Raw genomic sequence first — 22,106 nt, 5'->3', positions numbered from 1 at the left:
GCGCGCTTCTCCTGGCTCCCCCGCCCCGGTGTCCCCGGGTCCGGGCTTACCAGCGGTACAGCACGTTGGCCTTGCTGATGATGACATTCCCCTGCACGCTGCGCTGTGAGGTCATGCCGTCATATCTGTTCACCAAATCGGCCAGGACGTCCATGAAGGGCGCGGCCATCTCGCCTTCCTCGCCTTCGGGCAGCGCGCCCGCCAGCGCCTCACCGCTGATTTCGGGCAGGTCGGGCTGATAGCTCCAGCCGCCGCTGCCCGTCAGGGTCAGCCCCGCCGCCTTGAAGGCCTCGCTCTGGCCCAGCGCCGGAGCAGCCGGGTCCATCGCTGCCGCCAGCGCCTCGGGACTGAAGGCCGTGACGAGGTAGCCGTCCCGGAAGCCGTACACCAGCTTGAGCTTGCCGAGCAGCGTGTCGAGGTCGTCCAGGCTGGTGCCCGCACTCTCGCGGGTCAGCGCGGCCACCTCCGCCGCCGACAGACCACTGCCCCCCATGCCCAGGCCCGACAGCGCGCCGATGGACGAGCCCAGCAGCGTCTTGAAGTTGCCGCGCAGCCCCTCAATCGCTTCGTTCACGCTGCGGGCGTACTCGGGCATGTGGGCCTCGGCCGCCGCCTGGTCGGTGACGCGCTGGTAGGTCACGGTGTAGCGCAGGCTCGCCGCCGGGTCGCTGACCTCCAGCCCCGCCAGGGTGCCCCCGGCCAGCGAGACGCGCGCGCACTCGCCGCCCAGGTACGTGCCCGAGCGCTCGAGGTGGCTGGCGAGCTGGCTGTCGGTCAGGAAGCCGAACGGCTCGAAGAGGTCCAGGCGGGTCAGCCAGCGGCCCAGGTAGGCCTGAGACTCGGGCGCGCAGGCGCTGGCCTGCACCGACTCGGCGTCGGCCGGAATGATGTCCTGCACGGCGAAGTCGGTGGTCGCCCCCAGGATGCGGCGCAGCGGCGCGTCCTTGCCGGCCGGGTTCACGACCTGCGCCGAGGCGGTGGTCATCCCCTCCCCGGTGGTGGTCAGGCCGCCCGCGTACTGCCCCAGAGTGTCCAGGGCGTCCACGACCGGCGAGAGCAGCCGGGGCAGGCCGGTGCGCGCCAGCTGCGAACGCACCACCTTGGCGACCGCGCTGAAGTTGGCGTACAGGCTCAGCTCCTGCGGGCCGGCCGCGCGGGTGGCCGCCGCGTAGGGCGCCGAGGCCGCGAGCGTGGGCGCCGCCTTGCCGCTCAGGCGGCCCAGGTAGCTCATGAGCAGCGCCTTGTCGGTCGAGACGTACAGCAGCTCGCCCGATTGCCCCGCGAAGACGCTGCCCACCCGCGAGAAGGCGTAGTTGCCCACCCGCGCGCCGGGCTTGTCCGGCAGGCCGCCTCCCAGCACCTCGCCCGCCAGGTCGCCCGCCCGCGCCACCGCGAGCAGCTCGGGCGAGAAGGTGCCGCGCGGCCCCTGCACCGCGAAGACGCCCGCCACGCCCTCGCGGCCCAGCAGGTCGCTCAGGATGGTCTGCGCCGCGCCCACCACCGCGTCGGCGCGGCCCGCTCCTTCCCCGTCCTCTTCACCCGCCAGCTTGCCCGCCGCCCCGACCACGCCCGAGAGCAGGCCGGTCAGGCGCTCCAGGGCCGGTTCGGCGTCGTGCGTCTCCAGGGTGAGCAGGGCGCCCGCCGGCAGCGAGGCCGCGAGGGGCTGCGCCGTCTGCGCGCCCGCGAGGCCCGCAAGGCCGAGCGACAGGGTAAGGGCCGAAAGCGACAGGGAAGGTTTCATCTTCCTCATCCTACGCGGCGGCCTAGACAGGGCGGGGCGAATCTGAGCGGGCGTCATTCCAGCGACCGGAACATGGCGATCTCGTTGCAGTTTTCGAAGAAGGCGCAGCGCTGGCACTCGCTCCAGACCTTGGGGTGCAGGTTGGTCTTGTCGATGCGGGTAAAGCCGCACTTCTCGAAAAAGCCCTGCTGGTAGGTCCAGGCGAACAGCCCCGGCAGCGCGATGTCGCGGGCCTCACGCTCGCAGGCGGCCACGAGGTCGCGCCCCAGCCCGCGCCCCTGCATGTGGGGATGGATGGCCAGCCCGCGCACCTCGGCCAAGTCGGGGGCCAGCATGTGCAGGCCACACACGCCCGCCAGCCCGCCCGGCTTGCCCTCGTGCGGCTCGGCCAGCACGAGGTGGAAGTCGCGGATGGTCTCGGCCAGCAGGGCGCGCGAACGCACGAGCATCAGCCCGCGCGCCGCCCAGTAGCCGATCAGCTCATGAATCGCCTCGATGTCGCTGAGGCGGGCCTTGCGGGTCGAGAGCGGCGCCTGCGGGTGCAGGTCGGGCACGGCGATGGAATCGAGCGAGAGGGTCACGGCCGGCCCTCCCCGCAGCGGCTCCGGGCAGCGCGCCTCAGCCCAGCTGCCGCATCCAGGTGGTGCCGCCCGGGCGCTCGCCCTTGGCGCGGTAGGCCTGAATCTGCGGGGCGTCGGGGATATCCCCCATCACGACGGCTAGGGGCACCTGCGTGAACCCGAACGACCCCCAGTCCCCTCCCTTCGAGAACATGTAGATGGCCCGGTCGCCCCGCCCCTGCGCGTAGTTGATGGCGCTCATGACCAGCCGCCGGCCTAGGCCGCCCTGCCGCGCCTGCGGCACCACGGCCGCCCCGCGCAGCAGCGAGGCCCCGTCGCCGTGCTCCAGCCCGATGGCCCCGATGGCCTGGCCGCCCCGTTCCATCACCCAGTAGGTCGTGCCCTCGGCCAGGGCGGCGTCCGTGTCCAGCCCGGCGTCGTGGAAGACGCGAATGACGGTGTCCCGGTCGGTGTCGTTGGCAAGTCGAATGCTGACATTGGCGTCGGTCATGCTCGGAGCCTCCTGGAATGGTCGTGCCGGAACAGTCCGGCGCGGCGGGTTTGGGTGTGCCCGGAGCATAGCGCACCCCCGCACCGGGTGCGTCACTTGAGTAGTTCACCCGGCCGCCCCTTGTGGCCCGGCCGCTCCCGACGGTGGCTGCGGAATGTCGCGCCGCCAGACCTGTTCCTCGTGAATCCAGCCGCGCAGCAGGCCGCTGCGGACCTGCGGGGCGTCGGGGAGGGCCGCCTCGACCTCGGCCGCCGTGGCGGGGGCGAAGGAAAAGCGTGTCCAGTAGTCGCCTGCCTCCTGGCTGAACAGGTACACCACGCGGTCGCCGCGCAGCGAGGCGTGCGTCAGGGCGCTCTGCACCAGGGCGCGGCCCAGGCCCTGCGAGCGGGCCTCCGGGATCACGGCGGTCGAGCGGATCAGCGAGGCGCCCTCGCCGTGTTCCAGCCCGATGCAGCCGCCCGGCACGCCGTTGAGTTCCGCGACCCAGTAGGTTCCACCCTCCGGGGTCACGCTGGAGGTGAACAGGCCGCAGCGTTCCAGCAGGTCCAGAATCACGGGAAAATCTTCGGGCGCGGCCTGGCGCAGCTTGACGTGCATGGTGTTGATGGGTCCTGGGGTGAGGGTCATAGGGTCTCCTGAGAAGCGGGGGGGCGGAAGGCGAAGGTCGGCATCAGCATTCCCGTCGTCGCTCGGCTTCCCGCTCAGCCTCCAGCCGGGCCGCTTTGAGGAAGTACCGCAGCCCCGCACCGGCCGAGGCCTCGGTCTTCCAGCGCGGGATGACGTGCAGGTGAACGTGCGGAATGTGCTGGCCGCCTGCCGGATAGACGTTCCAGCCCACCGTGTACCCGTCGGGCCGCACCGTTTCGGCCAGCAGCGCCCGGACCTCGGCCAGCAGGGTATGGACCGCCGCCACCTCCTGCGGGGTCAGGTCGAAGACGGTCTGGCAGGGCCGCCGCGTGACGATCAGCCCGGAGTACGGCAGGCCGTCGGCGTAGCGGGCGTCCTGCGTGTAGATGCACAGGTCGTTTTCCAGCACGACCTCTCCCCCAGAAAAATCGGCGCGGGTCGTCAGCGGGTTCTCGTGCGGGCGGGCGAGCCAGTCGGCCCACTCCCGCTCACGCTGGGGCAACAGGCGGCCGTCCAGGGGAAGAGTGACGTTCATGGCCGTTACTCCAACGCCCGCTTCGCGTCAGCAATCGCGCGCGCGACCTGTTCGGGGGCCGTGCCGCCGTAGCTCTGGCGCCCGCGCACGCTTTCCTCGACGGTCAGCGTCTGCGCGACCTCGGCCGACAGCAGGGGGTGGGCGGCCTTCAGCTCGGCGTCGCTCAGCTCCCACAGTTGCCGGCCGCTGCGGCTCGCCAGCCCGACCAGCCCGCCCACGACCTCGTGCGCCTCGCGGAAGGGCACGCCCTGCCGGGCCAGGAAATCGGCCACGTCGGTCGCGGTGGAGTAGCCCCGGGCGGCGGCCTCTCGGGTCTTTTCGGCGTGCCAAACGGTCTTGGGCATCATCTCGGCGTACAGGCGCAGCACGATGCTCAGGGTGTCGTAACTGTCGAACACGCCCTCCTTGTCTTCCTGGAGGTCCTTGTTGTAGGCCAGCGGCGTGCCCTTGACCACGGTGAGCAGGCCCATCAGGTTGCCGAAGACGCGCCCCGCCTTGCCGCGTGCCAGCTCGGACACGTCGGGGTTCTTCTTCTGCGGCATGATGCTCGACCCCGTGGTGTGGCTGTCGGGCAGGGTCAGGAAGCCGAATTCGAAGGTCGAATACAGGATCAGTTCTTCGGAGAGGCGCGAAAGGTGCGCCGAGAGGATCGCGCAGGCCGACAGGAACTCGATGGCGAAGTCGCGGCTGCCCACCCCGTCGAGGCTGTTGGCGGTCGGGCGCGCGAAGCCCAGCGCCCCGGCGGTGGCGAAGCGGTCGATGGGCCAGGGCGTGCCCGCCAGCGCCGAGCTGCCCAGCGGCGACTCGTCCATGCGCTCGGCGGCGTCCCGGAAACGGCCCTCGTCGCGTTCCAGCATCGCCACGTAGGCCATGAACCAGTGGGCGAGCAGGATGGGCTGCGCGACCTGAAGGTGCGTGTAGCCGGGCAGGATGACACCGGTCTCCAGGTGCTTCTCGGCCTCGTCGAGCATGACCGTCCGCAGGGCGCGCGTCTTGTCGGCGAGGTCCAGCGCGGCTTCCTTGGTGAACAGCCGGAAGTCCACCGCCACCTGGTCGTTGCGGCTGCGGGCAGTGTGCAGCTTGCCCGCCACCGGCCCGATGCGGTCGCGCAGCGCAGCCTCGACGTTCATATGAACGTCCTCACGGTCGAGCCGCCACTCGAAAGCTCCAGTGCGGATGTCGGCCAGCACGGCGTTCAGGCCGCCCGTGATCTGCGCGACCTCCTCGGCGCTCAGGATGCCGACCTGCCCCAGCATGGCGACGTGCGCGAGGCTGCCCCGGATGTCCTGCTCTGCGAGGCGCTGGTCGAAGCCCACCGAGGCATTGAAGAGTTCGACGAGTTCGGCGGTGGCTTCGGCGAAGCGCCCGCCCCAGAGTTTCTTGTCCTGAGTCTTGGTCATGGCAGTTCCTTGACCAGCACCACCGGGGGCGGGCTGGCGGGGTGGGCGTGGGCATAGGCTTCGGCGCTGCGGCGGTAGCCCAGGCCTTCGTAGAAGGGCAACACGTCCAGGTTGTACTGGCTGACCGCCAGCAGGACCCGGCCGTAGCCCTGGGCGCGGGCGTGGGCCTCGACCGCCTCGACCAGCTGCCGCCCGACGCCCTGGCCCCGCACGGTGGGCACGGTCGCCAGCTTGTTCAGGGTCAGGGTGCGGGGGCCGTCGGGCCGGTAACCGACCACGCCCACCACCCCGGCCTCGGTCTGGGCGACGAGACCGCCCGCATCGGGGGCGAACAGCGACGCCTGGAGGTCGGCCACCGTCACGCGGCTCCAGCTGCTGCGCGGGTCCATGCCCGCCGCCATCATCACGGCGTGGAAGGCGGGGAGGTCGGCGGGGGTCACGGCGCGCAGAGCGACATGCACAGGCGCGCTCATCGCGGGGCCTCCCACTTCATCTCGGCGGGCTGCGGGGCAAAACCCAGCGCGAGGTAGAGGTCGCGGGCCTGCGGCGTGCTGCCCAGGCCGACCGTGCCGATACCCCGCGCCCGTGCCCGTGCAAGCAACCCCGCGCACAGGGTCCGGGCCAGCCCGAGTCGGCGGTGCTCCGGGTGCGTCCAGACGTTGACGAGGCGGCCCCGCAGCGGCTCCAGCTGTCCACGGGTCGGCCCCCACTCCAGCAGGGTCAGGCCTGCCCCCGCGACGACCTCGCCCCGGCATACGGCCATGAGTCCCAGGTAGCGGCCAGCGGCGAGCGCCCCCGCGAGCCAGGCGGCGTAGGGCGGGCGCTCGGCGGCGTCGGCCACTTCTGGGTAGCGGTGGACAGCCACCGCGTCGGCATCGGCCAGCGTGACTTCGCGCAGGGGGTATCCGGCGGGCAGGCTCACGCTCCCCCCTCTCCGGGCAGCGTCAGGCGCAGTTCGTTGGTCGGCGTGAAGCCCAGGGCCTCGTAGATGGGCCGCCCCGCCTCGGAGGCGTGCAGGGACACGAGGCGCACGCCGCGCGCCGCGCACTCGGCCAGCAGATGCTCGACCAGCCGCCGCGCGAGCCTGCGGCCCCGGTGGTCGGGCCGCACGTACACGTTCAGGACGTAGGCCCGCACGGTCAGGGCCGTGTTCGCGTTCGGCGGCAGGTCCTGCCACAGCACCCCCGCCCCGGCGACGACCTCTGCGCCGTCTTCGGCCAGCACGCCGGTATACAGGCCCCGGCCCAGTGCGCCGCGCAGCCACGCCGCCCCGACCTCATGCACCTGCGCGATCTGCGCGGGGTCCTGGCCCATGTCGGTGAACATGGCGTCGCGCTGGTGCTGGATGAGGACCGCGTCGGCGACGGTCGCCGGGCGCAGGGTGTAGTCGGGGAAGGTCACAGGGCTGCTCCCGCCAGATTCAGGCGCAGCTCTGGTGACGCCGCCTCGACAAAGCCCAGGCGTTCGTAGATCCCCCGTCCCGACACGGAAGCGTTCAGGTTGGCGGCCCGGTAGCCCCGGCGCTGCGCCTCTTTCAGCACAGCGCGGGTCAGCATTTCGGCCAGTCCCCGGCCCCGGTACTCCGGCAGGGTATAGACCCCCTGCACATGGGCGCGCCCACCCGAGCGGTCGGAGGGCAGCGGCACCATCGGCAGCACCATCAGCCCGGCGCAGGCGACAGGGCGGCCACCCACGGTCGCCAGCATGGCCCAGTAGCGGCCGTCCACGAGCGCCTCCCGAAAGTAGGCCGTCCAGCACTCCTCCCAGCCCTCTTCCAGTGGGGCCTGCATGTCCAGGAACATGCCCGCCCGGAAACGGGCCAGGACCGGCGCATCCTCAGGGAGCGCCGGGCGCAGGGTGTAGCCGTACCCGTTCATCTCAGACCGACTCGACTTCCCGGCTGGCCTCGGCCTTGGCCGCCACCCGCGCCTGTACCCGCATCCGCAGGGCATTGAGCTTGATGAAGGCCCCGGCGTCGTGCTGGTTGTAGTCGCCGCCCGCCTCGAAGCTCACGAGGTCCTTGTCGTAGAGGCTCTGCGGCGCCTTGCGGCCCACGACCGTGCAGTTGCCCTTGTACAGCTTCAGGCGGGCCGTGCCGGTCACGCTCTGGGCCACGTGGTCGATGTAGACCTGAAGGGCCTCGCGCTCGGGGGCGAACCAGAAGCCGTTGTAGACGAGTTCGGCGTACTTCGGCCCCAGAGCGTCGCGCTGGTGGAGCACCTCGCGGTCCAGGGTCAGGCTCTCGACGGCGCGGCGGGCGTGGTACAGCAGCGTGCCGCCGGGCGTCTCGTACACGCCGCGCGACTTCATGCCCACGAAACGGTTCTCGACGAGGTCGATGCGGCCGATGCCGTGGCGGCCCCCGATCTCGTTCGCCTTCGTCAGCAGGGCGGCGGGCGAGAGCTTCTCGCCGTCGATCGCCACCGGGTCGCCGTTCAGGAACTCGACCTCGACGTACTCGGCCTCGTTCGGGGCCTCCTCGGGCGAGACGGTCAGCTTGAACATGTGCGCGGGCGGCTCGGCCCAGGGGTCTTCGAGCACGCCGCCCTCGTAGGAGATGTGCAGCATGTTGGCGTCGGTGCTCCAGGGGTCCTTCTTGGTGGTCGGCACGGGAATGCCGTGCTCGCGCGCGAAGGCCTCCAGGTCGGCGCGGCCCTGGAATTCCCAGTCGCGCCAGGGGGCCACGGTCACGATGTCGGGCTTCAGGGCGTAGGCGGTCATCTCGAAGCGCACCTGGTCGTTGCCCTTGCCGGTCGCGCCGTGCGACACCGCCACCGCGCCCTCCTTCTGGGCGATCTCGACCATCTTCTTGGCGATCAGCGGACGGGCGATGGACGTGCCCAGCAGGTAGTAGCCCTCGTACAGCGCCGAGGAACGGAACATGGGGAACACGTAGTCGCGCACGAATTCCTCGCGCAGGTCCAGCGCGTAGGCCGCCACCGCGCCCGTGTTCAGCGCCTTGACGCGCGCCTCCTCGACCTCGTCGCCCTGGCCCAGGTCGGCGGTGAAGCACACCACGTCATAGTTGCGCTCGGTCTGGAGCCACTTGAGGATGATGGAGGTGTCGAGGCCGCCGCTGTACGCGAGAACGATCTTGTCTTTGCCTTGTTCGGTCGCCATGAGGGTCATTGTCTCCTGTGTGTGTGATGGGGATGCATGGGCAGCGCGAAGCCCCCGACGTGAGCGCGCCGCCTGCACCTGCAAAGAGGTCAGGCAGCGCGTCAGCGTCGGAGGGTCGAGGTCTGCATATGGTGTATGGATATGCGAGCTAGCGCATAGCTATGCATGCAGGGTAGCAAGCCGGGCTGGAGGGGGTCAAGGCGGGCTGTCTGGCCCAGGCGGCCACCGGCAACGAAAACCCCCGGCACAGACGGCCGGGGGGCAGCGGGCAATGGCTGGGCCTCAGTTGCCGATGACGTAGTTCACGCCGATGCGCGCGCCGATACCGAAGAACACGCTGGTGTTGTTGCCCACCGTGATGCTCGGGCCGGCGTTCAGCTCACCGAAGACGCTCAGGGGAGCCGTGACGTTGTAGCTCAGGCCGCCGAGGACGTGGGGGTACAGCCGGACGTTGTTGTTGCTGTTGCCCAGCGAGATGCCCGCACCCAGGCCCAGGCCGTAGTAGGGGTTCAGCCCGCCCAGCGAGCCGGCCGTCGCGTTGCGCAGGTAATCCACCGTACCCCCCACGGCGAGGCTGTTGAAGTCGAAGTTGGTGGCGTCGAGGTCGAGGCTGTAGCGGGTGGCCGACAGGGCGTCCACGTCGCGCTGAAGGTACAGCGAGCCGCCCGAACCGATCGAGCCGCCGATAGAGGTTGCGGCCGAGGCGCTGGACACGGCGCCGAGGGCCAGGAGGCTGAGGAACATCTTCTTCATGAGAGGAATTCTGCCAGTCGCCCCAGACCCGGAACAGGGCGGCTTCCTTTATGGAATCTGCGCCGCAGTTTGAATGGTTTCTCACGAAGTTGTCAGGCGGGCACCAGGGCCGCCGCGAGCCGGTCCAGCGCCTGTTCGATCTCGCCGCGCGACTTGCAGAAGGCCAGCCGCACCATCCCCTGCGGCGCGCCGTGGGTGGGATAGAAGGCTTCGAGCGGGATGGTCGCCACACCGCCCCTCTCCACCAGCGTTCCGGCGTCGGGGGCGGCCGGACCCAGTTGAGCCGTCAGGAAATACGTGCCGCCCGGCCGGTAGACGGTGGCCCCCAGCGCCTCCAGCCCCCCGGCCAACAGCGCCATGCGCCCGGCGTACTCCTGACGCAGCCCGGCGTAGAAGCCGTCTCGCCGGGCCACGGGCAGCGCCGCCGCGACCGCCGCCTGGAGGGGCGTCGGCGCGCAGAAGGACCCCTGCTGCCGGATGCCCGCGACGTTGCCCGCGAGACCGGTACCGGGAGGGCAGGCGATCCAGCCCACGCGCCAGCCGGTCGCTTCCAGCCGCTTGCCCGCGCTGCCGACCGTGAAGGTCCGCTCGGGGGCCAGGGTCCGCAGCGCCACGGGCCGATCACCGAAGTACAGCTCGTCGTAGACCTCGTCGCTGACGATCCACAGGTCGTGCTGCCGGGCCAGGGCCACGACCTCTTCCAGCTCGGCGCGGGAGAACACGGCTCCAGTCGGGTTGTGGGGGGTGTTCAGCAGCAGCGCCCGCGTGCGCGGCGTGACGGCTGCGCGCAGCGCCGGGAGGTCCAGCCCCCAGCCCCGGGCGTCCAGGCGCATGGGGACCATGACCGGGGTGGCCCCCGCCAGCCGCGCCTGGGGCACGTACACGTCGAACACCGGCTCCAGGGTCAGGACCTCGTCGCCCGGACCGTAGAGCGTCAGGGCCAGCACGTTCAGGGCCTCGGTCGCGCCGGAGGTGACCACCACGTCGGCCCCGTCCACCCCCAGGTCGGCTCCGAGGGCCTCCCGCAGCACGGGCAGGCCTGCCGGGGGCGCGTACTGGTCGAGCCGCCCCACCGCCCCGCGCGCGGCGTCGAGCAAAAAGGCGGGCGGCGCGTCCGAGGGAAAGCCCTGCCCCAGATTGACCGCCCCGTGCTGGACCGCCAGGCGGCTCATGCGGGCAAAAATACTCTCTTGCGAGGCGCGGGCGCGCGGCAGAAGTTCGGGCATGGAGAGCAGTGTGCGCCGCCCGGAAAGGCCGTGTCCGGCCCCGGGCTGCACAGCCCCCGCCCGGTCCCGCCGCCCTCAGCGCGGGTCGGGAATATTCAGCCAGGGGTCGGGCAGCGGCGCGGCCTCGCCCGTGCGGGGCTGGTCGAGCTGCGCGGCGACCTCCAGCGCGAAGAGGCGCGAATGCCCCACCAGCCGCAGCAGCAGGCTGTAGAGCCAGCCGAAGAGGGCCAGGAACGCCGCGACGAGCGCGAACAGGCCCCCGGCACCCACCGCCGCGTCGGCCCCCCGCTCGGAACCCAGGGCGGCCGGCAGCAGCAGGGCGGGCAGCAGCGACAGCGCGCTCAGCCCCACCGCGATCCACAGGAAGACGTACACGAACATGAGCCAGCCCGACGCCGCGCCGGCGGCCGGCCCGACCGGCTGCTGCGAGCCGCGCGCCCGCAGCGAGACGTGCGAGAAGAAGCGCTTGACCGAGGCCAGGATCAGCCAGGTCAGGACGATGGTCGGGAGATTGCCGATCAGGCCGCCGAAGAGCACGAAGGTGGACGGGACCTGTGCGTCGGACGACAGGGCACCCGCCATCCGGCTGGTCACCACCCCGAACAGGAGCCCCAGCACGGCGCCCACCAGCGTCCCCCACTGCCCCAGCGTGAGCCAAGCGTTCAGGCGCCGCACGTCCTGGTCCAGCGTCGGGGACACCCGGCCCTCGCCCGCCTCCGCCGCGCCGGCGAGCGCCCGCTTCGCCGCACGGATGGCGAGGACATACAGGACGAGGCTCACGAGCACCAGCAGCCCGGAGGCCAGCACCAGCGCAACGAGCAGCGGGCCCCCCGGCGCGTCGGCTCCCGGCAGGCCCGACACCGCGAGCAGGGCGACCACCGCGCCCCCCACCCCCAGCAGACCGAGGATGCTGAAGAGGCCGTAGAGCCAGATGAGCTGGGTCAGCCAGCTTTGCAGACGGTCACTCCGGCGGCGCAGGTCCGTACCGGCGGACGAAACGGGGGAAAGGGAAGAAGTCACAGGTCCTTTGTAACCTGCCCGTCCTGTGCGCGGGAACGCATCTGCGGCTGCCCCCAGTCAGGGTGATCCAGCACCGCTGCCGCCCCGAGCGCAAAGAGACGCGAGTGCCCGGCGAGCCGGAGCAGGACGCTGTACAGCCAGCCCAGGGGGACGAGGGCCAGCCCGCCGAGGACCACCTGAACGGTCTCGCCGTCGCCCGGCCCAGTTCCACCGAACAGATTCGGGAGGGAAGAGAGGAGATTGAGCAGGCCCAGGAGCACGCCCAGCCCCAGCGCGACGCGGCAGAACTGCATCCAGCCCGCCGCCGCTCCGGCCGCGGCCTGCACCCCGGCACCGGCCCCGGCGATGGCCTGACCGATGCCGGTGAACAGCCGCCGGACGGCCGCCAGGGTCAGCCCCGCGAGCACCAGCACCGGCAGGCTGCCCACGAGCCCGCCCATCAGGGCGAACGGGAACATCCGCCGCGCCGTCTCGCCGGGGGTCTCCCGCGCCAGATCGGTCGGCCAGATCAGCCGCAGCGCCTCCGAGGCCGACTGGGCCAGAGCAGTGAACAGGACCGTCAACAGCACCACCTGCAAGGCCCCCGTGACGAGCACCAGGAGGGCGCCGCTCCATTGCCAGACCGTCAGGGTGCGCAGCCAGCGGCGCAGGGGCAGGGCGCCGTCCCCGGCTCCCATCCGGCCGGACAGGATCGCCGCCACCGCCGCCAGTGCCTCACCGGCCGCCAGACTGCCCCAGCACAGCAGCGCGGCCGCCAGTGTCAGCAGGGCCAGCAGACCCGCCACAGCCAGTTCCAGCGGCCCGGCCAATTCCGGAAACAGCGCCGCTACGCCGGAGCGGAGGGGGGGCAGGCCATAGCCTCCCGCCAGCAGCGTCACGGCCGCGCACAGGCCCACCGCCCACCGCAACTGGAGCAGCAGCCCGCGCAGCACCGAGGCCCGCCGGGCGAGATCGTCGGTCAGGGCGCGGGGAGGAGCGGGCACGATTCATTGTGCGGGAAGGGATGACTGCGGGGCAGCGCAAACGAGCGACCGGCGCGGCGCGGCGGGTCCAGGGGCCGAGCTGCATAACTTTGCAGCCTCACCTGACACCCCCACCCCCCCGCCGTGCCATACTCCTTTTCTGGAATGCCCAAGCGCACTGACATCCAGACCATCCTGATCCTCGGCAGCGGCCCCATCCAGATCGGGCAGGCGGCCGAGTTCGACTACTCCGGCACGCAGGCGCTCAAGGCCCTCAAGGCCGAGGGCTACCGCGTGGTGCTGGTCAACAGCAACCCGGCGACGATCATGACCGACCCCGACCTCGCGGACGCGACCTACCTGGAACCGCTGACGCCCGAGTTCGTCGAGAAGATCATCGCCAAGGAAAAGCCCGACGCCCTGCTGCCCACGCTCGGCGGCCAGACGGCGCTGAACCTGGCGATGGACCTGCACGAACGCGGCACGCTGGCGCAGTACGGCGTCGAACTCATCGGCGCGGGCGTGGAGGCCATCAAGAAGGGCGAGGACCGCGAACTGTTCCAGGCCGCCATGAAGAAGATCGGCGTGGAGACGGCGCGCGGCCAGATGGTGCACAGCATGGCCGAGGCCATCGAGTACCAGAAGGAGATCGGCCTGCCCATCGTCATCCGGCCCTCCTTCACGCTGGGGGGCACGGGCGGCGGCATCGCGCACACCTACGAGGAATTCCTGGCGATTACGGAGGGCGGCCTGCGCGACAGCCCCGTGACGAGCGTGCTGCTCGAAGAGAGCATCCTGGGCTGGAAGGAATACGAGCTGGAAGTGATGCGCGACACCGCCGACACGGTGATCATCATCACGAGCATCGAGAACTTCGACCCGATGGGCGTGCATACCGGCGACTCCATCACGGTGGCCCCGGCGCAGACCCTCAGCGACGTGGAATACCAGCGCCTGCGCGACCAGTCCCTGGCGATCATCCGCGAGATCGGCGTGGCGACGGGCGGCAGCAACATCCAGTTCGCGGTGAACCCCGATAACGGGCGCGTCATCGTGATCGAGATGAACCCGCGCGTGAGCCGCTCCTCGGCGCTGGCGAGCAAGGCGACCGGCTTCCCCATCGCCAAGATCGCCGCGCTGCTGGCGGTCGGCTACCACCTCGACGAGCTGCCCAACGACATCACCCGCGTCACGCCCGCGAGCTTCGAGCCGAGCATCGACTACGTGGTGACCAAGATTCCGCGCTTCGCCTTCGAGAAGTTCCCCGGCACGCCCGACGCGCTCGGCACCCAGATGCGCAGCGTGGGCGAGGTCATGGCGATCGGCCGCACCTTCAAGGAGTCGCTGCAAAAGGCCCTGCGCTCGACCGAGGGCGACATCCGGGGCGTGTACGCGGCGATGGACGACGCGGGCCTGCGCGCCCTGCTGTACGGCAATCCCCGCCGCCTGGAAGCCGTGCTGGAACTGCTGCGCCGGGGCGAGAGCGTGGACGCGCTGTTCGAGGCCACCAAGATCGACCGCTGGTTCCTGTCGCAGCTCAAGGAAATCATCGACGCCGAGAAGGAACTGCTCGACCTCGGCCCCGTCGGCGAGTGGAAGTACGAGATCTGGCGCGAGGTCAAGCGCCTGGGCTTTTCTGATGCCCGGATCGGCGAAATTGTCGGCCTGAGCGAGCTGGAAGTCCGCGCCATCCGCAAGGAGGCCAAGGCCACGCCGGTCTACAAGACGGTGGACACCTGCGCCGCCGAGTTCGAGGCGCACACGCCGTACCACTACTCGACCTACGAGTGGGAGGACGAGGTGCGCGCCACCGAGAAGCCCAAGGTCGTGATCCTGGGCAGCGGCCCCAACCGTATCGGGCAGGGCGTGGAATTCGACTACGCGACCGTGCACGCGGTCTGGGCGCTCCAGGAAGCCGGGTACGAGACCATCATGGTCAACTCGAATCCCGAGACGGTGAGCACCGACTACGACACCGCCGACCGCCTGTACTTCGAGCCGCTGACCTTCGAGGACGTGATGAACATCGTCGAGCACGAGAAGCCCGTGGGCGTGATCGTGCAGCTCGGCGGGCAGACCCCCCTGAAGCTGGCGCGGCGGCTGGAGGCGGCGGGCGCGCCGATCATCGGGACGAGCCCGGCCGCCATCGACGAGGCCGAGGACCGCGCGAGCTTCAACGCCCTGTGCGAACGCCTGGGGCTGCCGCAGCCGCTGGGCAAGGTGGCGCAGACGCCGGGGGAGGCCCGCGAACTGGCCGCCGGGCTGGGCTTCCCGCTCATGGCGCGGCCCAGTTACGTGCTGGGCGGGCGGGCCATGCGGACGGTGCGCAGCATGGACGAACTCGGCACCTATCTGGACGAGGTGTACGCCGCCGTCGAGGGGCAGCCGAGCATCCTGCTCGACCAGTTCCTGGAAGGGGCACTGGAGCTGGACGTGGATACCCTATGCGACGGCGAGCGCGCCGTGGTGGCGGGCATCATGGAGCACGTCGAGGCCGCCGGGGTCCACTCGGGCGACAGCGCCTGCGTGCTGCCCCCGGTGAACCTGAGCGCTGAGCTGACCGCCCGCGTGAAGGCCGACACCGAGCGCCTCGCCCTAGAACTGGGCGTGCGCGGCCTGATGAACGTGCAGTGGGCCGTGAAGGACGGCGTGGCCTACATCCTGGAGGCGAACCCGCGCGCCAGCCGCACGGTGCCCTTCGTGTCCAAGGCCGTGAACCACCCGCTCGCCAAGAGCGCCGCCCGCATCGCCGTGGGGCATACGCTGGAGCAGATCGGGCTGACGGAAACCCCCGTGCCCGCCATGTACTCGGTGAAGGAAGTCCACCTGCCGTTCCTGAAGTTCAAGGGCGTGCGGCCGGTGCTGGGGCCGGAGATGAAGAGCACCGGCGAGAGCATGGGCATCGACGCCGACCCGTACCTGGCCTTTTACCGTGCCGAGCTGGGGGCCAAGAGCAACCTGCCCCTGAGCGGCACCGCCCTGCTGCTGGGCGAAGGACTGGACGACGTGGCCGTCACGCTGGAAGGCGCAGGGTTGAGCGTGCTGCGGCAGCAGGACGGCGATACCCTGCCCGCCCTGCTGATCGACGTGACGGGCAGCGAACTGCTCCGCACCGCTCTGGAACGTGGCGTGCCGATTGTCAGCACCCGCGAAGGCGCCGAATGGACCGCCAAGGCCATCGCCGCCGCGCAGGGGAAAGAGCTGGGCGTTAAGAGCTTGCAGGAGTGGGTAAATCTATAGTACTTGTGGATATATCTACTTACCCAATACCATGATCTGATTATATTTTTAATCTGTATCTTGTAGTGCTTCTATCTGTCCCTGGGACTTGCTCTATCATCTCCCTCTCAACCAGACGATTAAAAATTGCCTTGACTCTGTAGTCGGCAGAGATATAAGTTACTTTTCTAGCCTCAGAGTTATTGATTGATCCGTTTTCGCTCAGATACTGCATGATGGCATCCTCTGGTGAGGCCAACTTCTCATGCCGAATCGAGACTAAGACTGAATTACCGGCCTCAGAGATTACAGGCTCTCTGAGGCCAAGTTGTTTCATGGCATCAAATGCAGTGTTAAGCCCTTCTCCAACGTCTTTGTTAGGAGGGGTCGGAAATTTGTTTAGAATTCTAACTATTTTACCGTTTCGAGCGAATCTCTCATCGAGTATGTTTTCTACCGTAATGTGAGCAGGAAGCCTACCTGGGCTTTGAACCTCAACTCTATTGTCAAAAATTCGAATATGCACATCATCGGTTACTCTGTAATCTCTATGTATTATAGCGTTAGTAATAATCTCATGAAGTGTTTCATTAGGATATTCTATATTTTCAAGCTTCCTTTCTCCAAGCCTTTTTATGTTCTGAATTATGTCAGTAGTCTTTGCAACTGCGGAAGCAATCTGATCGTAAGCACACCCCTCAATAGTGATAGGGTCGAAGTCAAGAGATTCTCGACTTCCGACGTTATCACTTGTCTTATAGCGGTATATCTTAACCCCACAACGCTTAGGAATTACAGCTTGAGGTTCATCACAGAGAAGAACGAGGGCGGCTATATTTGGTTTATCATCAACAATTAATCTTTGCTTACGCAACCAATCTGCTGGGTCAGCCTTGGGAACGACGTGTGTAGTCAATAGCTTAGCTGCCTCAGAATCGGTAACCAGCTCAATTTCTGCATCACTCACTTTTTCATTTTCAAAGGAGCTTATACCTTTATCGTATTCAAGCAGTTTTATCTTATCCGGATTATTTACCGGTAGCCCTTGAGCACCTCTTCTAATATAGATTACACCATCAGATGCATATTTAATGTCTTGGGTTTTAAGCACATTTACGTGTAGCAACTTTCCTGGCATTCCAGGCATTGAAACAAATTCATATTGAAAGTCATTTCCAAGAGGGAAAAGGGTTTCAAATATTTGAAGATGACCATTAGCATCTTCATCGCTATCAAATCCCCGCCAAGTCCTTGTCTTTTTTACCTTGTCTTCTTCTACGCCGATATAGAGCTCACCCCCATCCGCATTAGCAAAAGCGGATAGAGTTTTAGTCAGCTTACCGGGAGCAATATCTCTAGACTTAATATCAAAAAAATGGCTTTCTCCCGTATCGTAGATTATTTGCCACTGAGATTGGTCTATCATCACCGTAGAGATGGGCATAAGGACAGTATAAGACACGCACCCCTCCCCTCATCTCCCAGCTTGTGCAGTCCTTCACTCTAAGCACAGATACATGCTCCCATCTCAGCCTTCATTTTTATCGATTATAGGCGCGTCAGCGACGAGGATTTCCAGCCCCAATTGCAGTCTGATACGCATATCTGGTTTACGCATAAGGCCGTGTAGGAGATGTTCTAGGCGGCGGCGAACCCTGGACAGGGCCAAGCTGCGAATCTACTCGACTTCACCTCTCTTTTCTCTACCCTCGGGTCTATTACCGTCTCCCCATTTAGCGTGGCAACATCAAATCAAGTCTCTATCGTATGGAGCAGCCGCAGCATGGCCCCGGGCGAAGCGGAGGCGACTATGTACATCACGAACCACCCGGTGTGGGATTAGGACCCGGATATGCTTGTTAAAGCTTCAGTCCAGGCAACAGCTGAGTGCCGCGCTTTGTCGAGGGGCGGGCTGCCCACTCCCCTTCTGTAACCCCTACCCTTGCTTTACTTTCCAAAGCGATTTAGCCTGTCCCCATGACCATGTTCTCCCCTTCTGCCCCCGACAAGATCCGCGTGGACATCTGGTCGGACATCGCCTGCCCGTGGTGCTACGTGGGCAAGCGGCGCTTCGAGTCGGCCCTGGGCCAGTTCGGGCACGCCGAGAACGTCGAGGTGGTGTGGCACAGCTTCGAGCTGGACCCCTCCGCGCCGGTGCGCAGCCCCGTGTCCATGCGCGATGGGCTGGCGCGCAAGTACGGCCGCAGCCCCGCCCAGGCGCAGGAGATGATGGACCACATGACCGGCGTGGCGGCGCAGGACGGCCTGGACTACCACTTTGACCAGACCCAGATCACGAACACCTTCCAGGCGCACCAGCTGCTGCACCTCGCGGCCGAGAAGGGCCTTCAGGACGCCCTCAAGGAACGCCTGATGCGCGCCTATCTGACCGAAGGCGAATTCCTGGGCGACCCAGAGGTGCTCGTGCGTCTGGCGACCGAGGCCGGGCTGGACGGGGCCGAGGCCCGAGCGGCCCTGAGCGGCGGCGACTACGCCCAGGCGGTGCGCCAGGACGAGGCACAGGCCCAGGCCCTGGGCATCAGCGGCGTACCCTTCTTCGTGCTGGGGGGCAAGTACGGCGTGAACGGCGCGCAGTCGCCCGAGGTGCTGCTGGGCGCGCTCAATCAGGTCTGGGCCGAAACCCACCCCGCCCCCCTGACCCTGCTGGGCAGCGCCGAGGTGCAGGACGGCTGCGAGGACGGCCAGTGCGCCGTGCCCCAGCGCGGCTGAGCCGAAAGCGCACGAAGAGGCCGCCCCGAGATGGAGGCGGCCTCTTCGCTGCCCGCTTCAGGCGGCCTGTTCCAGCGCGATCCGGCGGTCCAGGTCGTCCAGGGCGCGGCGGTACAGGTCGTCGCCCACACGCGGCAGCGTGGCGAGCACGAGCGCGGCGTCGTCCAGCGTGTCGTGCAGGGTGCTGGACTGCCAGCCCTGGCCCTCGGCCACCAGCACCACCCGCCCGGACAAGACGAGAAACCGTACGCGGCCTTCGTCCGTCCGCGTGTCGCTGAAATGGCGAGTCACATTCATGCCCCGAGCGTAACGCGCGGACATGACGGGAACATCACCCGAAATGATGAGGACCCTGAAGGTGCTGGGGGGCGCCGGGGGCTCCACCTCCGCCAAGCTCCCCGAAAAACCGTGTCCAGCACGCTTTTTGCCGCTTCATGACAACCGGGGGGGCGGCGGAGTACACTGCCCGCCTACCGGCAAGCCGGGGAGGTGAGGGCAACACTTTGGGCACCAAGGAAGACGTTCGTTCGCGGCTGAACATCGCGGAGGTCGTGGGCGAATATGTGCGCCTCACCCCCGCCGGCAAGGGCCGACTCAAGGGCCTGTGTCCCTTTCACAAGGAGAAGTCGCCCAGCTTTCAGGTGGACACCGAGCAGGGCTACTTCTACTGCTTCGGCTGCAAGGCGGGCGGCGACGTGTTCAGCTTCGTGCAGCGCACCGAGAACCTGAGTTTCGGGGACGCCCTGCGCAAGCTGGCCGAGAAGGCGGGCGTGCAGGTCGAGGCCAAATACGGCGAGCGCAGCAGCCGCGACCTGTACGACGTGAACGCCTTCGCGCTGGGCTACTTCCGCGAGCACCTGGGGGGGCCGGCACTGGACTACCTGCGCCGCCGGGGCCTGAGCGACGCCACCACCGAAGCCTTCGAGCTGGGCTACGCACCCGACGGCTGGGACGGCCTGCTCAAGCACGCCCGCACGCGCGGGGTCAGCGAGCGCCAGCTGCTCGACGCGGGCCTGCTCACCGAAAACCCCGAGTCGGGGCGCGTGTACGACCGTTTCCGGGGCCGGGTCATGTTCCCCATCCGCGACCACCTGGGGCGGCTCGTGGGTTTCGGCGGGCGCGTCCTCGACGACTCCAAACCCAAGTACCTCAACACGCCCGAGACCGAGGCCTTCAAGAAGGGCGAGCTGCTGTACGGCCTCGACAAGGCGCGTACCCATTTCAAGGAGGGGGCGGCCGAGGTCGTGGTGGTCGAAGGCTACATGGACGTGATCACCATGCACCAGCACGGACTGACCTCGGCGGTGGCGAGCCTGGGCACGGCCCTGACCGCCGAGCACGCCACGCTGCTCGAACGCCTGGGCGCGCAGAGCATCGTGCTGCTGTTCGACCGCGACGAGGCGGGCCTCAAGGCCACCCTTTCGGGACTGGATCAGGTGCTGGGGGCCAAGTTCAGGGTGCGCGCGACCTCGGTCCCCAGCGGCAAGGACCCGGCCGACGCCCTGCTGGCGGGCGACGAGGCCGAGCTGCGCCGGGCGCTGCGCTCCGGGCTGGACGAGGTGCATTACCGGGTGCAGGCCGCCGTCGAGGCCCACGGCCTGGACACGCCCGAGGGCAAGCGCCGCGTGCTCATGAGCCTGCTGCCCCGCATGCAGAACCTCGATCCCCTCGACGAGATCGCCGGGGCGATGCGCGCCGCCGCCTGCGAGCTGCTGGGCATCCGCGAGGAGGCGCTGCTCGAATGGATCGGCTCGAAGGCCAAGCGCCGCACCCTGACCGACACCCACCTTGCGGGCATGAGCAGCGGCCGTTCCGAGGAAGACCGCGAACTCGCGCTGCTGCGGCAACTGCTGGTGGACCCCAGCCTGCTCGCCAAGCTCGACGGCACGACGGCCTGGCGCAACGAGGCCGTGCGCAAGGTGATGCTCGCGGCGCGCGGCGCCCAGAGTCCCGACGACATTCTCGACGTGTTCCGGGGCCAGCCCGAGGAACAGCTCCTGATCCGGCTGATGTTCGAGGGCCGCGACGCCGGGACCATCGGGCGCGCCAACTCCGAGCAGTACGAGCAGAAGGTCGGGGCCTACGCCGCCGCCGCCGTAGACGACATCCAGGTGACCCTGAGCATCGACTCCATGCGCGCCGAGGTGGACCTGCTGAAAAAACAGGTCGCTGGAGCCGCGCCCGCCGAGCAGCTCGGGATGCTCCGGCAGATTCAGGAATTGCAGCGGGCCATCGAGGCCGAGAACCGGGGCCGGCGCAGTCTGGCCTGAGGCGGGCGCGGGGACGCGGGTGGCCAGGGACCGGGGGCGCTGGAGACAGGTGGGGGGCGCTGCCCCCCGGCCCTCAGCCCTGGCCCTCCCGGCGCATGAAGTCCGGCGCGCGCTTCTCCTTGAAGGCGGTGACGCCCTCCAGGTGCTCCCAGTGGTCCCCGGCGAGCTGCTGCAACTCGGCTTCCTTGTCGAGCGCCTCGTCCAGCGAACTCGTCATGGCGGCGTTCAGGGCCTGCTTGGTCAGGCGCAGGGCGTTCGCGGGTCGGGCGGCCAGGCGCTCGGCGTAGGCCTGCACGTCCTCCCGGAAAGTCTCGTCGGGGTACGCGGCCTCGCACAGGCCCAGGCGCAGGGCGTCGTCGGCGCCGACCTTGTCGGCCAGGGCCATGAGCTCGAAGGCCTTGTGATAGCCCACCAGCCGGGGCAGGAACCACGTGCTGCCGCTGTCGGGCACGAGCGCGATGTTGGAGAACACCTGGGTGAGCATCGCCGAGCGCGCCCACAGCCGCACGTCGCCGGCCAGGGCGAGGCTGGCCCCCGCCCCCGCCGCCACCCCGTTGACGGCCGTGATCACCGGCTTGCCCAGCCCCCGGATGGTGCGCACGAGCGGGTTGTAGGTGTGCTGGAGGTGCTCGGTGAAGGTCATGTCGCGCCCCGACACGTCGCCCAGGTCCTGCCCGGCGCAAAAGCCCCGCCCCGCCCCCGTGATGACGACCACGCGCACTTCCGGGTCGGCGTCGGCGGCCTGAAGCGCCTCGGTCAGGCCCAATAGCAGGGCGTCGTTGGCAGCGTTCAGGCGGCTTTCCCGGTTCAGGGTCAGGGTGCGCACGCCGGCGCGGGTGTCCGTGAGGACCACAGGTTGTTCGGTCATGGCCCCAGCGTAGCGTGAGAAGGGCCGCGCGAAAGCCCGGAACGGGGCCCTGCTACACTCGCCCGCACATGACTGTTCCCGACCCCGGCGCTCCCGATTCCGGCCCGCTCCACACGGCCCTGCCCGTCATCCTGGCCCTCGACGTGAGCAAGTCGCGCATCGGCTTCGCGGTCAACCGGGGTCGGCTGGCCTTCGGGCGCGGCAGCGTGGACCGCAAGAGGCTGCCGCTGGACCTCAAGGCGGTGCGGCTGCGCGTGCAGGATACGGGCGCGGCGGTGCTGCTGCTGGGGCTGCCGCTGCGCACCGACGGCGCCCACAGCCCGGCGGCCGACCGCGTGCGGGCCTTCGGGCGCGTCCTGCGCGAGCAGGGCTACGAGGTGCGTTACCAGGACGAGCGTTTCACGACCCAGCGGGCGCGCGCCCTGGGGGCCGCCGACGAGGACGAGGCGGCGGCCGTCGAAATTCTGGAGCTGTATCTGCTCGGCCAATCGCCTGCCACCGACCCGGAATGAGCCGCGGAAAAGCGGAGTCGTAAAGGACGCCCCCTCTTTGTGAACTTTGACT

The 22,106-nt window shown here is 68.4% G+C and carries 22 protein-coding genes; 4 read left to right on the top strand and 18 right to left on the bottom strand.

Going from position 1 to position 22,106, the window contains the following annotated elements; all coding sequences use genetic code 11:
• Nucleotides 1-46: 46 nt before the first annotated feature.
• The 15 genes from DGO_RS02000 to DGO_RS01930 form a co-directional block, all read right to left on the bottom strand.
• Nucleotides 47-1,741, bottom strand: coding sequence for a hypothetical protein (locus DGO_RS02000; RefSeq protein ID WP_043800636.1), 1,695 nt, complete (start codon nt 1,739-1,741; stop codon nt 47-49).
• A gap of 53 nt (nt 1,742-1,794) precedes the next feature.
• Entirely contained in the window at nt 1,795-2,322 is a 528-nt protein-coding gene (locus tag DGO_RS01995; protein ID WP_043800633.1) for an N-acetyltransferase, read from the bottom strand.
• 37 nt (nt 2,323-2,359) lie between these two features.
• Nucleotides 2,360-2,812, bottom strand: a complete 453-nt coding sequence (locus DGO_RS01990) for a GNAT family N-acetyltransferase (protein ID WP_014683805.1) — start codon at nt 2,810-2,812, stop codon at nt 2,360-2,362.
• Nucleotides 2,813-2,917: 105 nt separating this feature from the next.
• Entirely contained in the window at nt 2,918-3,439 is a 522-nt protein-coding gene (locus tag DGO_RS01985) for a GNAT family N-acetyltransferase (protein WP_014683804.1), read from the bottom strand.
• Nucleotides 3,440-3,482: 43 nt separating this feature from the next.
• Nucleotides 3,483-3,974 (bottom strand): HIT family protein, encoded by a 492-nt coding sequence (locus tag DGO_RS01980; protein ID WP_043800629.1) that lies wholly within the window; start codon nt 3,972-3,974, stop codon nt 3,483-3,485.
• A gap of 5 nt (nt 3,975-3,979) precedes the next feature.
• Entirely contained in the window at nt 3,980-5,374 is a 1,395-nt protein-coding gene (gene argH / locus DGO_RS01975; protein ID WP_043800625.1) for an argininosuccinate lyase, read from the bottom strand.
• A complete protein-coding gene (locus DGO_RS01970) occupies nt 5,371-5,847 on the bottom strand; it encodes a GNAT family N-acetyltransferase (RefSeq protein WP_014683801.1) in 477 nt (158 codons plus the stop codon). Before DGO_RS01970 ends, argH begins: the two co-directional genes overlap by 4 nt.
• Nucleotides 5,844-6,296, bottom strand: a complete 453-nt coding sequence (locus DGO_RS01965) for a GNAT family N-acetyltransferase (protein ID WP_226991414.1) — start codon at nt 6,294-6,296, stop codon at nt 5,844-5,846. The genes DGO_RS01970 and DGO_RS01965 overlap by 4 nt, the downstream gene beginning before the upstream one ends.
• The gene (locus tag DGO_RS01960; RefSeq protein ID WP_043800621.1) at nt 6,293-6,775 is read right to left on the bottom strand and encodes a GNAT family N-acetyltransferase; all 483 of its coding nucleotides are present in this window, start codon (nt 6,773-6,775) and stop codon (nt 6,293-6,295) included. The genes DGO_RS01965 and DGO_RS01960 overlap by 4 nt, the downstream gene beginning before the upstream one ends.
• Nucleotides 6,772-7,251 (bottom strand): GNAT family N-acetyltransferase, encoded by a 480-nt coding sequence (locus DGO_RS01955; RefSeq protein WP_043800618.1) that lies wholly within the window; start codon nt 7,249-7,251, stop codon nt 6,772-6,774. Before DGO_RS01955 ends, DGO_RS01960 begins: the two co-directional genes overlap by 4 nt.
• 1 nt (nt 7,252) lies before the next feature.
• Complete coding sequence (locus DGO_RS01950; RefSeq protein ID WP_043802910.1) at nt 7,253-8,494, bottom strand: argininosuccinate synthase; 1,242 nt, start codon at nt 8,492-8,494, stop codon at nt 7,253-7,255.
• A gap of 282 nt (nt 8,495-8,776) precedes the next feature.
• On the bottom strand, nt 8,777-9,247 hold the full coding sequence (locus DGO_RS01945) for a hypothetical protein (protein ID WP_014683796.1): 471 nt from the start codon (nt 9,245-9,247) through the stop codon (nt 8,777-8,779).
• 92 nt (nt 9,248-9,339) lie between these two features.
• Nucleotides 9,340-10,473, bottom strand: coding sequence for a pyridoxal phosphate-dependent aminotransferase (locus tag DGO_RS01940; RefSeq protein WP_014683795.1), 1,134 nt, complete (start codon nt 10,471-10,473; stop codon nt 9,340-9,342).
• Between the two features lie 75 nt (nt 10,474-10,548).
• Nucleotides 10,549-11,493 (bottom strand): hypothetical protein, encoded by a 945-nt coding sequence (locus DGO_RS01935; RefSeq protein ID WP_014683794.1) that lies wholly within the window; start codon nt 11,491-11,493, stop codon nt 10,549-10,551.
• Complete coding sequence (locus tag DGO_RS01930; RefSeq protein ID WP_014683793.1) at nt 11,490-12,476, bottom strand: hypothetical protein; 987 nt, start codon at nt 12,474-12,476, stop codon at nt 11,490-11,492. Before DGO_RS01930 ends, DGO_RS01935 begins: the two co-directional genes overlap by 4 nt.
• A 144-nt stretch (nt 12,477-12,620) precedes the next feature.
• On the opposite strand from DGO_RS01930, the gene carB reads away from it, so the two are divergent.
• On the top strand, nt 12,621-15,695 hold the full coding sequence (gene carB / locus DGO_RS01925; protein ID WP_014683792.1) for a carbamoyl-phosphate synthase large subunit: 3,075 nt from the start codon (nt 12,621-12,623) through the stop codon (nt 15,693-15,695).
• A 40-nt stretch (nt 15,696-15,735) separates the two neighbouring features.
• Here the strand turns inward: carB and DGO_RS21540 are convergent, their stop codons facing one another.
• Entirely contained in the window at nt 15,736-17,118 is a 1,383-nt protein-coding gene (locus tag DGO_RS21540) for an ATP-binding protein (protein WP_014683791.1), read from the bottom strand.
• A 533-nt stretch (nt 17,119-17,651) separates the two neighbouring features.
• Here DGO_RS21540 and DGO_RS01920 point away from each other — a divergent pair.
• The gene (locus DGO_RS01920; RefSeq protein WP_043800612.1) at nt 17,652-18,404 is read left to right on the top strand and encodes a DsbA family oxidoreductase; all 753 of its coding nucleotides are present in this window, start codon (nt 17,652-17,654) and stop codon (nt 18,402-18,404) included.
• Between the two features lie 57 nt (nt 18,405-18,461).
• On the opposite strand, the gene DGO_RS01915 is transcribed toward DGO_RS01920, so the two are convergent.
• Nucleotides 18,462-18,701: a hypothetical protein gene (locus DGO_RS01915; protein WP_043800608.1), complete on the bottom strand. Its 240-nt coding sequence runs from the start codon at nt 18,699-18,701 to the stop codon at nt 18,462-18,464.
• Nucleotides 18,702-18,907: 206 nt separating this feature from the next.
• On the opposite strand from DGO_RS01915, the gene dnaG reads away from it, so the two are divergent.
• Nucleotides 18,908-20,674: a DNA primase gene (gene dnaG, locus DGO_RS01910; RefSeq protein WP_043800605.1), complete on the top strand. Its 1,767-nt coding sequence runs from the start codon at nt 18,908-18,910 to the stop codon at nt 20,672-20,674.
• A gap of 73 nt (nt 20,675-20,747) precedes the next feature.
• On the opposite strand, the gene DGO_RS01905 is transcribed toward dnaG, so the two are convergent.
• Nucleotides 20,748-21,542 carry an enoyl-CoA hydratase-related protein gene (locus tag DGO_RS01905; RefSeq protein WP_014683787.1) on the bottom strand — a complete coding sequence of 265 codons (795 nt, stop codon included), beginning with the start codon at nt 21,540-21,542 and terminating at the stop codon, nt 20,748-20,750.
• A gap of 68 nt (nt 21,543-21,610) precedes the next feature.
• Here DGO_RS01905 and DGO_RS01900 point away from each other — a divergent pair, with 68 nt between their 5' ends.
• Nucleotides 21,611-22,054 (top strand): RuvX/YqgF family protein, encoded by a 444-nt coding sequence (locus tag DGO_RS01900; RefSeq protein ID WP_014683786.1) that lies wholly within the window; start codon nt 21,611-21,613, stop codon nt 22,052-22,054.
• Nucleotides 22,055-22,106: the final 52 nt, after the last annotated feature.

Source organism: Deinococcus gobiensis I-0 (assembly GCF_000252445.1).
In the GTDB taxonomy this organism is placed as follows: Bacteria; Deinococcota; Deinococci; order Deinococcales; family Deinococcaceae; genus Deinococcus; species Deinococcus gobiensis.
This window is presented reverse-complemented; position numbering and strand designations above follow the sequence as displayed.

Excerpts from the sequence above, each read along its gene's own strand:
- DGO_RS21540 (WP_014683791.1), bottom strand. The coding sequence starts at position 17,118 with ATGCCCATCTCTACGGTGATGATAGACCAATCTCAGTGGCAAATAATC.
- argH (WP_043800625.1), bottom strand. The coding sequence starts at position 5,374 with ATGACCAAGACTCAGGACAAGAAACTCTGGGGCGGGCGCTTCGCCGAA.
- DGO_RS01940 (WP_014683795.1), bottom strand. The coding sequence starts at position 10,473 with ATGCCCGAACTTCTGCCGCGCGCCCGCGCCTCGCAAGAGAGTATTTTT.
- DGO_RS01950 (WP_043802910.1), bottom strand. The coding sequence starts at position 8,494 with ATGGCGACCGAACAAGGCAAAGACAAGATCGTTCTCGCGTACAGCGGC.
- DGO_RS01990 (WP_014683805.1), bottom strand. The coding sequence starts at position 2,812 with ATGACCGACGCCAATGTCAGCATTCGACTTGCCAACGACACCGACCGG.
- DGO_RS01970 (WP_014683801.1), bottom strand. The coding sequence starts at position 5,847 with ATGAGCGCGCCTGTGCATGTCGCTCTGCGCGCCGTGACCCCCGCCGAC.
- DGO_RS01945 (WP_014683796.1), bottom strand. The coding sequence starts at position 9,247 with ATGAAGAAGATGTTCCTCAGCCTCCTGGCCCTCGGCGCCGTGTCCAGC.
- carB (WP_014683792.1), top strand. The coding sequence starts at position 12,621 with ATGCCCAAGCGCACTGACATCCAGACCATCCTGATCCTCGGCAGCGGC.
- DGO_RS01915 (WP_043800608.1), bottom strand. The coding sequence starts at position 18,701 with ATGAATGTGACTCGCCATTTCAGCGACACGCGGACGGACGAAGGCCGC.
- DGO_RS01985 (WP_014683804.1), bottom strand. The coding sequence starts at position 3,439 with ATGACCCTCACCCCAGGACCCATCAACACCATGCACGTCAAGCTGCGC.
- DGO_RS01900 (WP_014683786.1), top strand. The coding sequence starts at position 21,611 with ATGACTGTTCCCGACCCCGGCGCTCCCGATTCCGGCCCGCTCCACACG.
- DGO_RS01905 (WP_014683787.1), bottom strand. The coding sequence starts at position 21,542 with ATGACCGAACAACCTGTGGTCCTCACGGACACCCGCGCCGGCGTGCGC.
- DGO_RS01920 (WP_043800612.1), top strand. The coding sequence starts at position 17,652 with ATGACCATGTTCTCCCCTTCTGCCCCCGACAAGATCCGCGTGGACATC.
- DGO_RS01980 (WP_043800629.1), bottom strand. The coding sequence starts at position 3,974 with ATGAACGTCACTCTTCCCCTGGACGGCCGCCTGTTGCCCCAGCGTGAG.
- DGO_RS01955 (WP_043800618.1), bottom strand. The coding sequence starts at position 7,251 with ATGAACGGGTACGGCTACACCCTGCGCCCGGCGCTCCCTGAGGATGCG.
- DGO_RS02000 (WP_043800636.1), bottom strand. The coding sequence starts at position 1,741 with ATGAAACCTTCCCTGTCGCTTTCGGCCCTTACCCTGTCGCTCGGCCTT.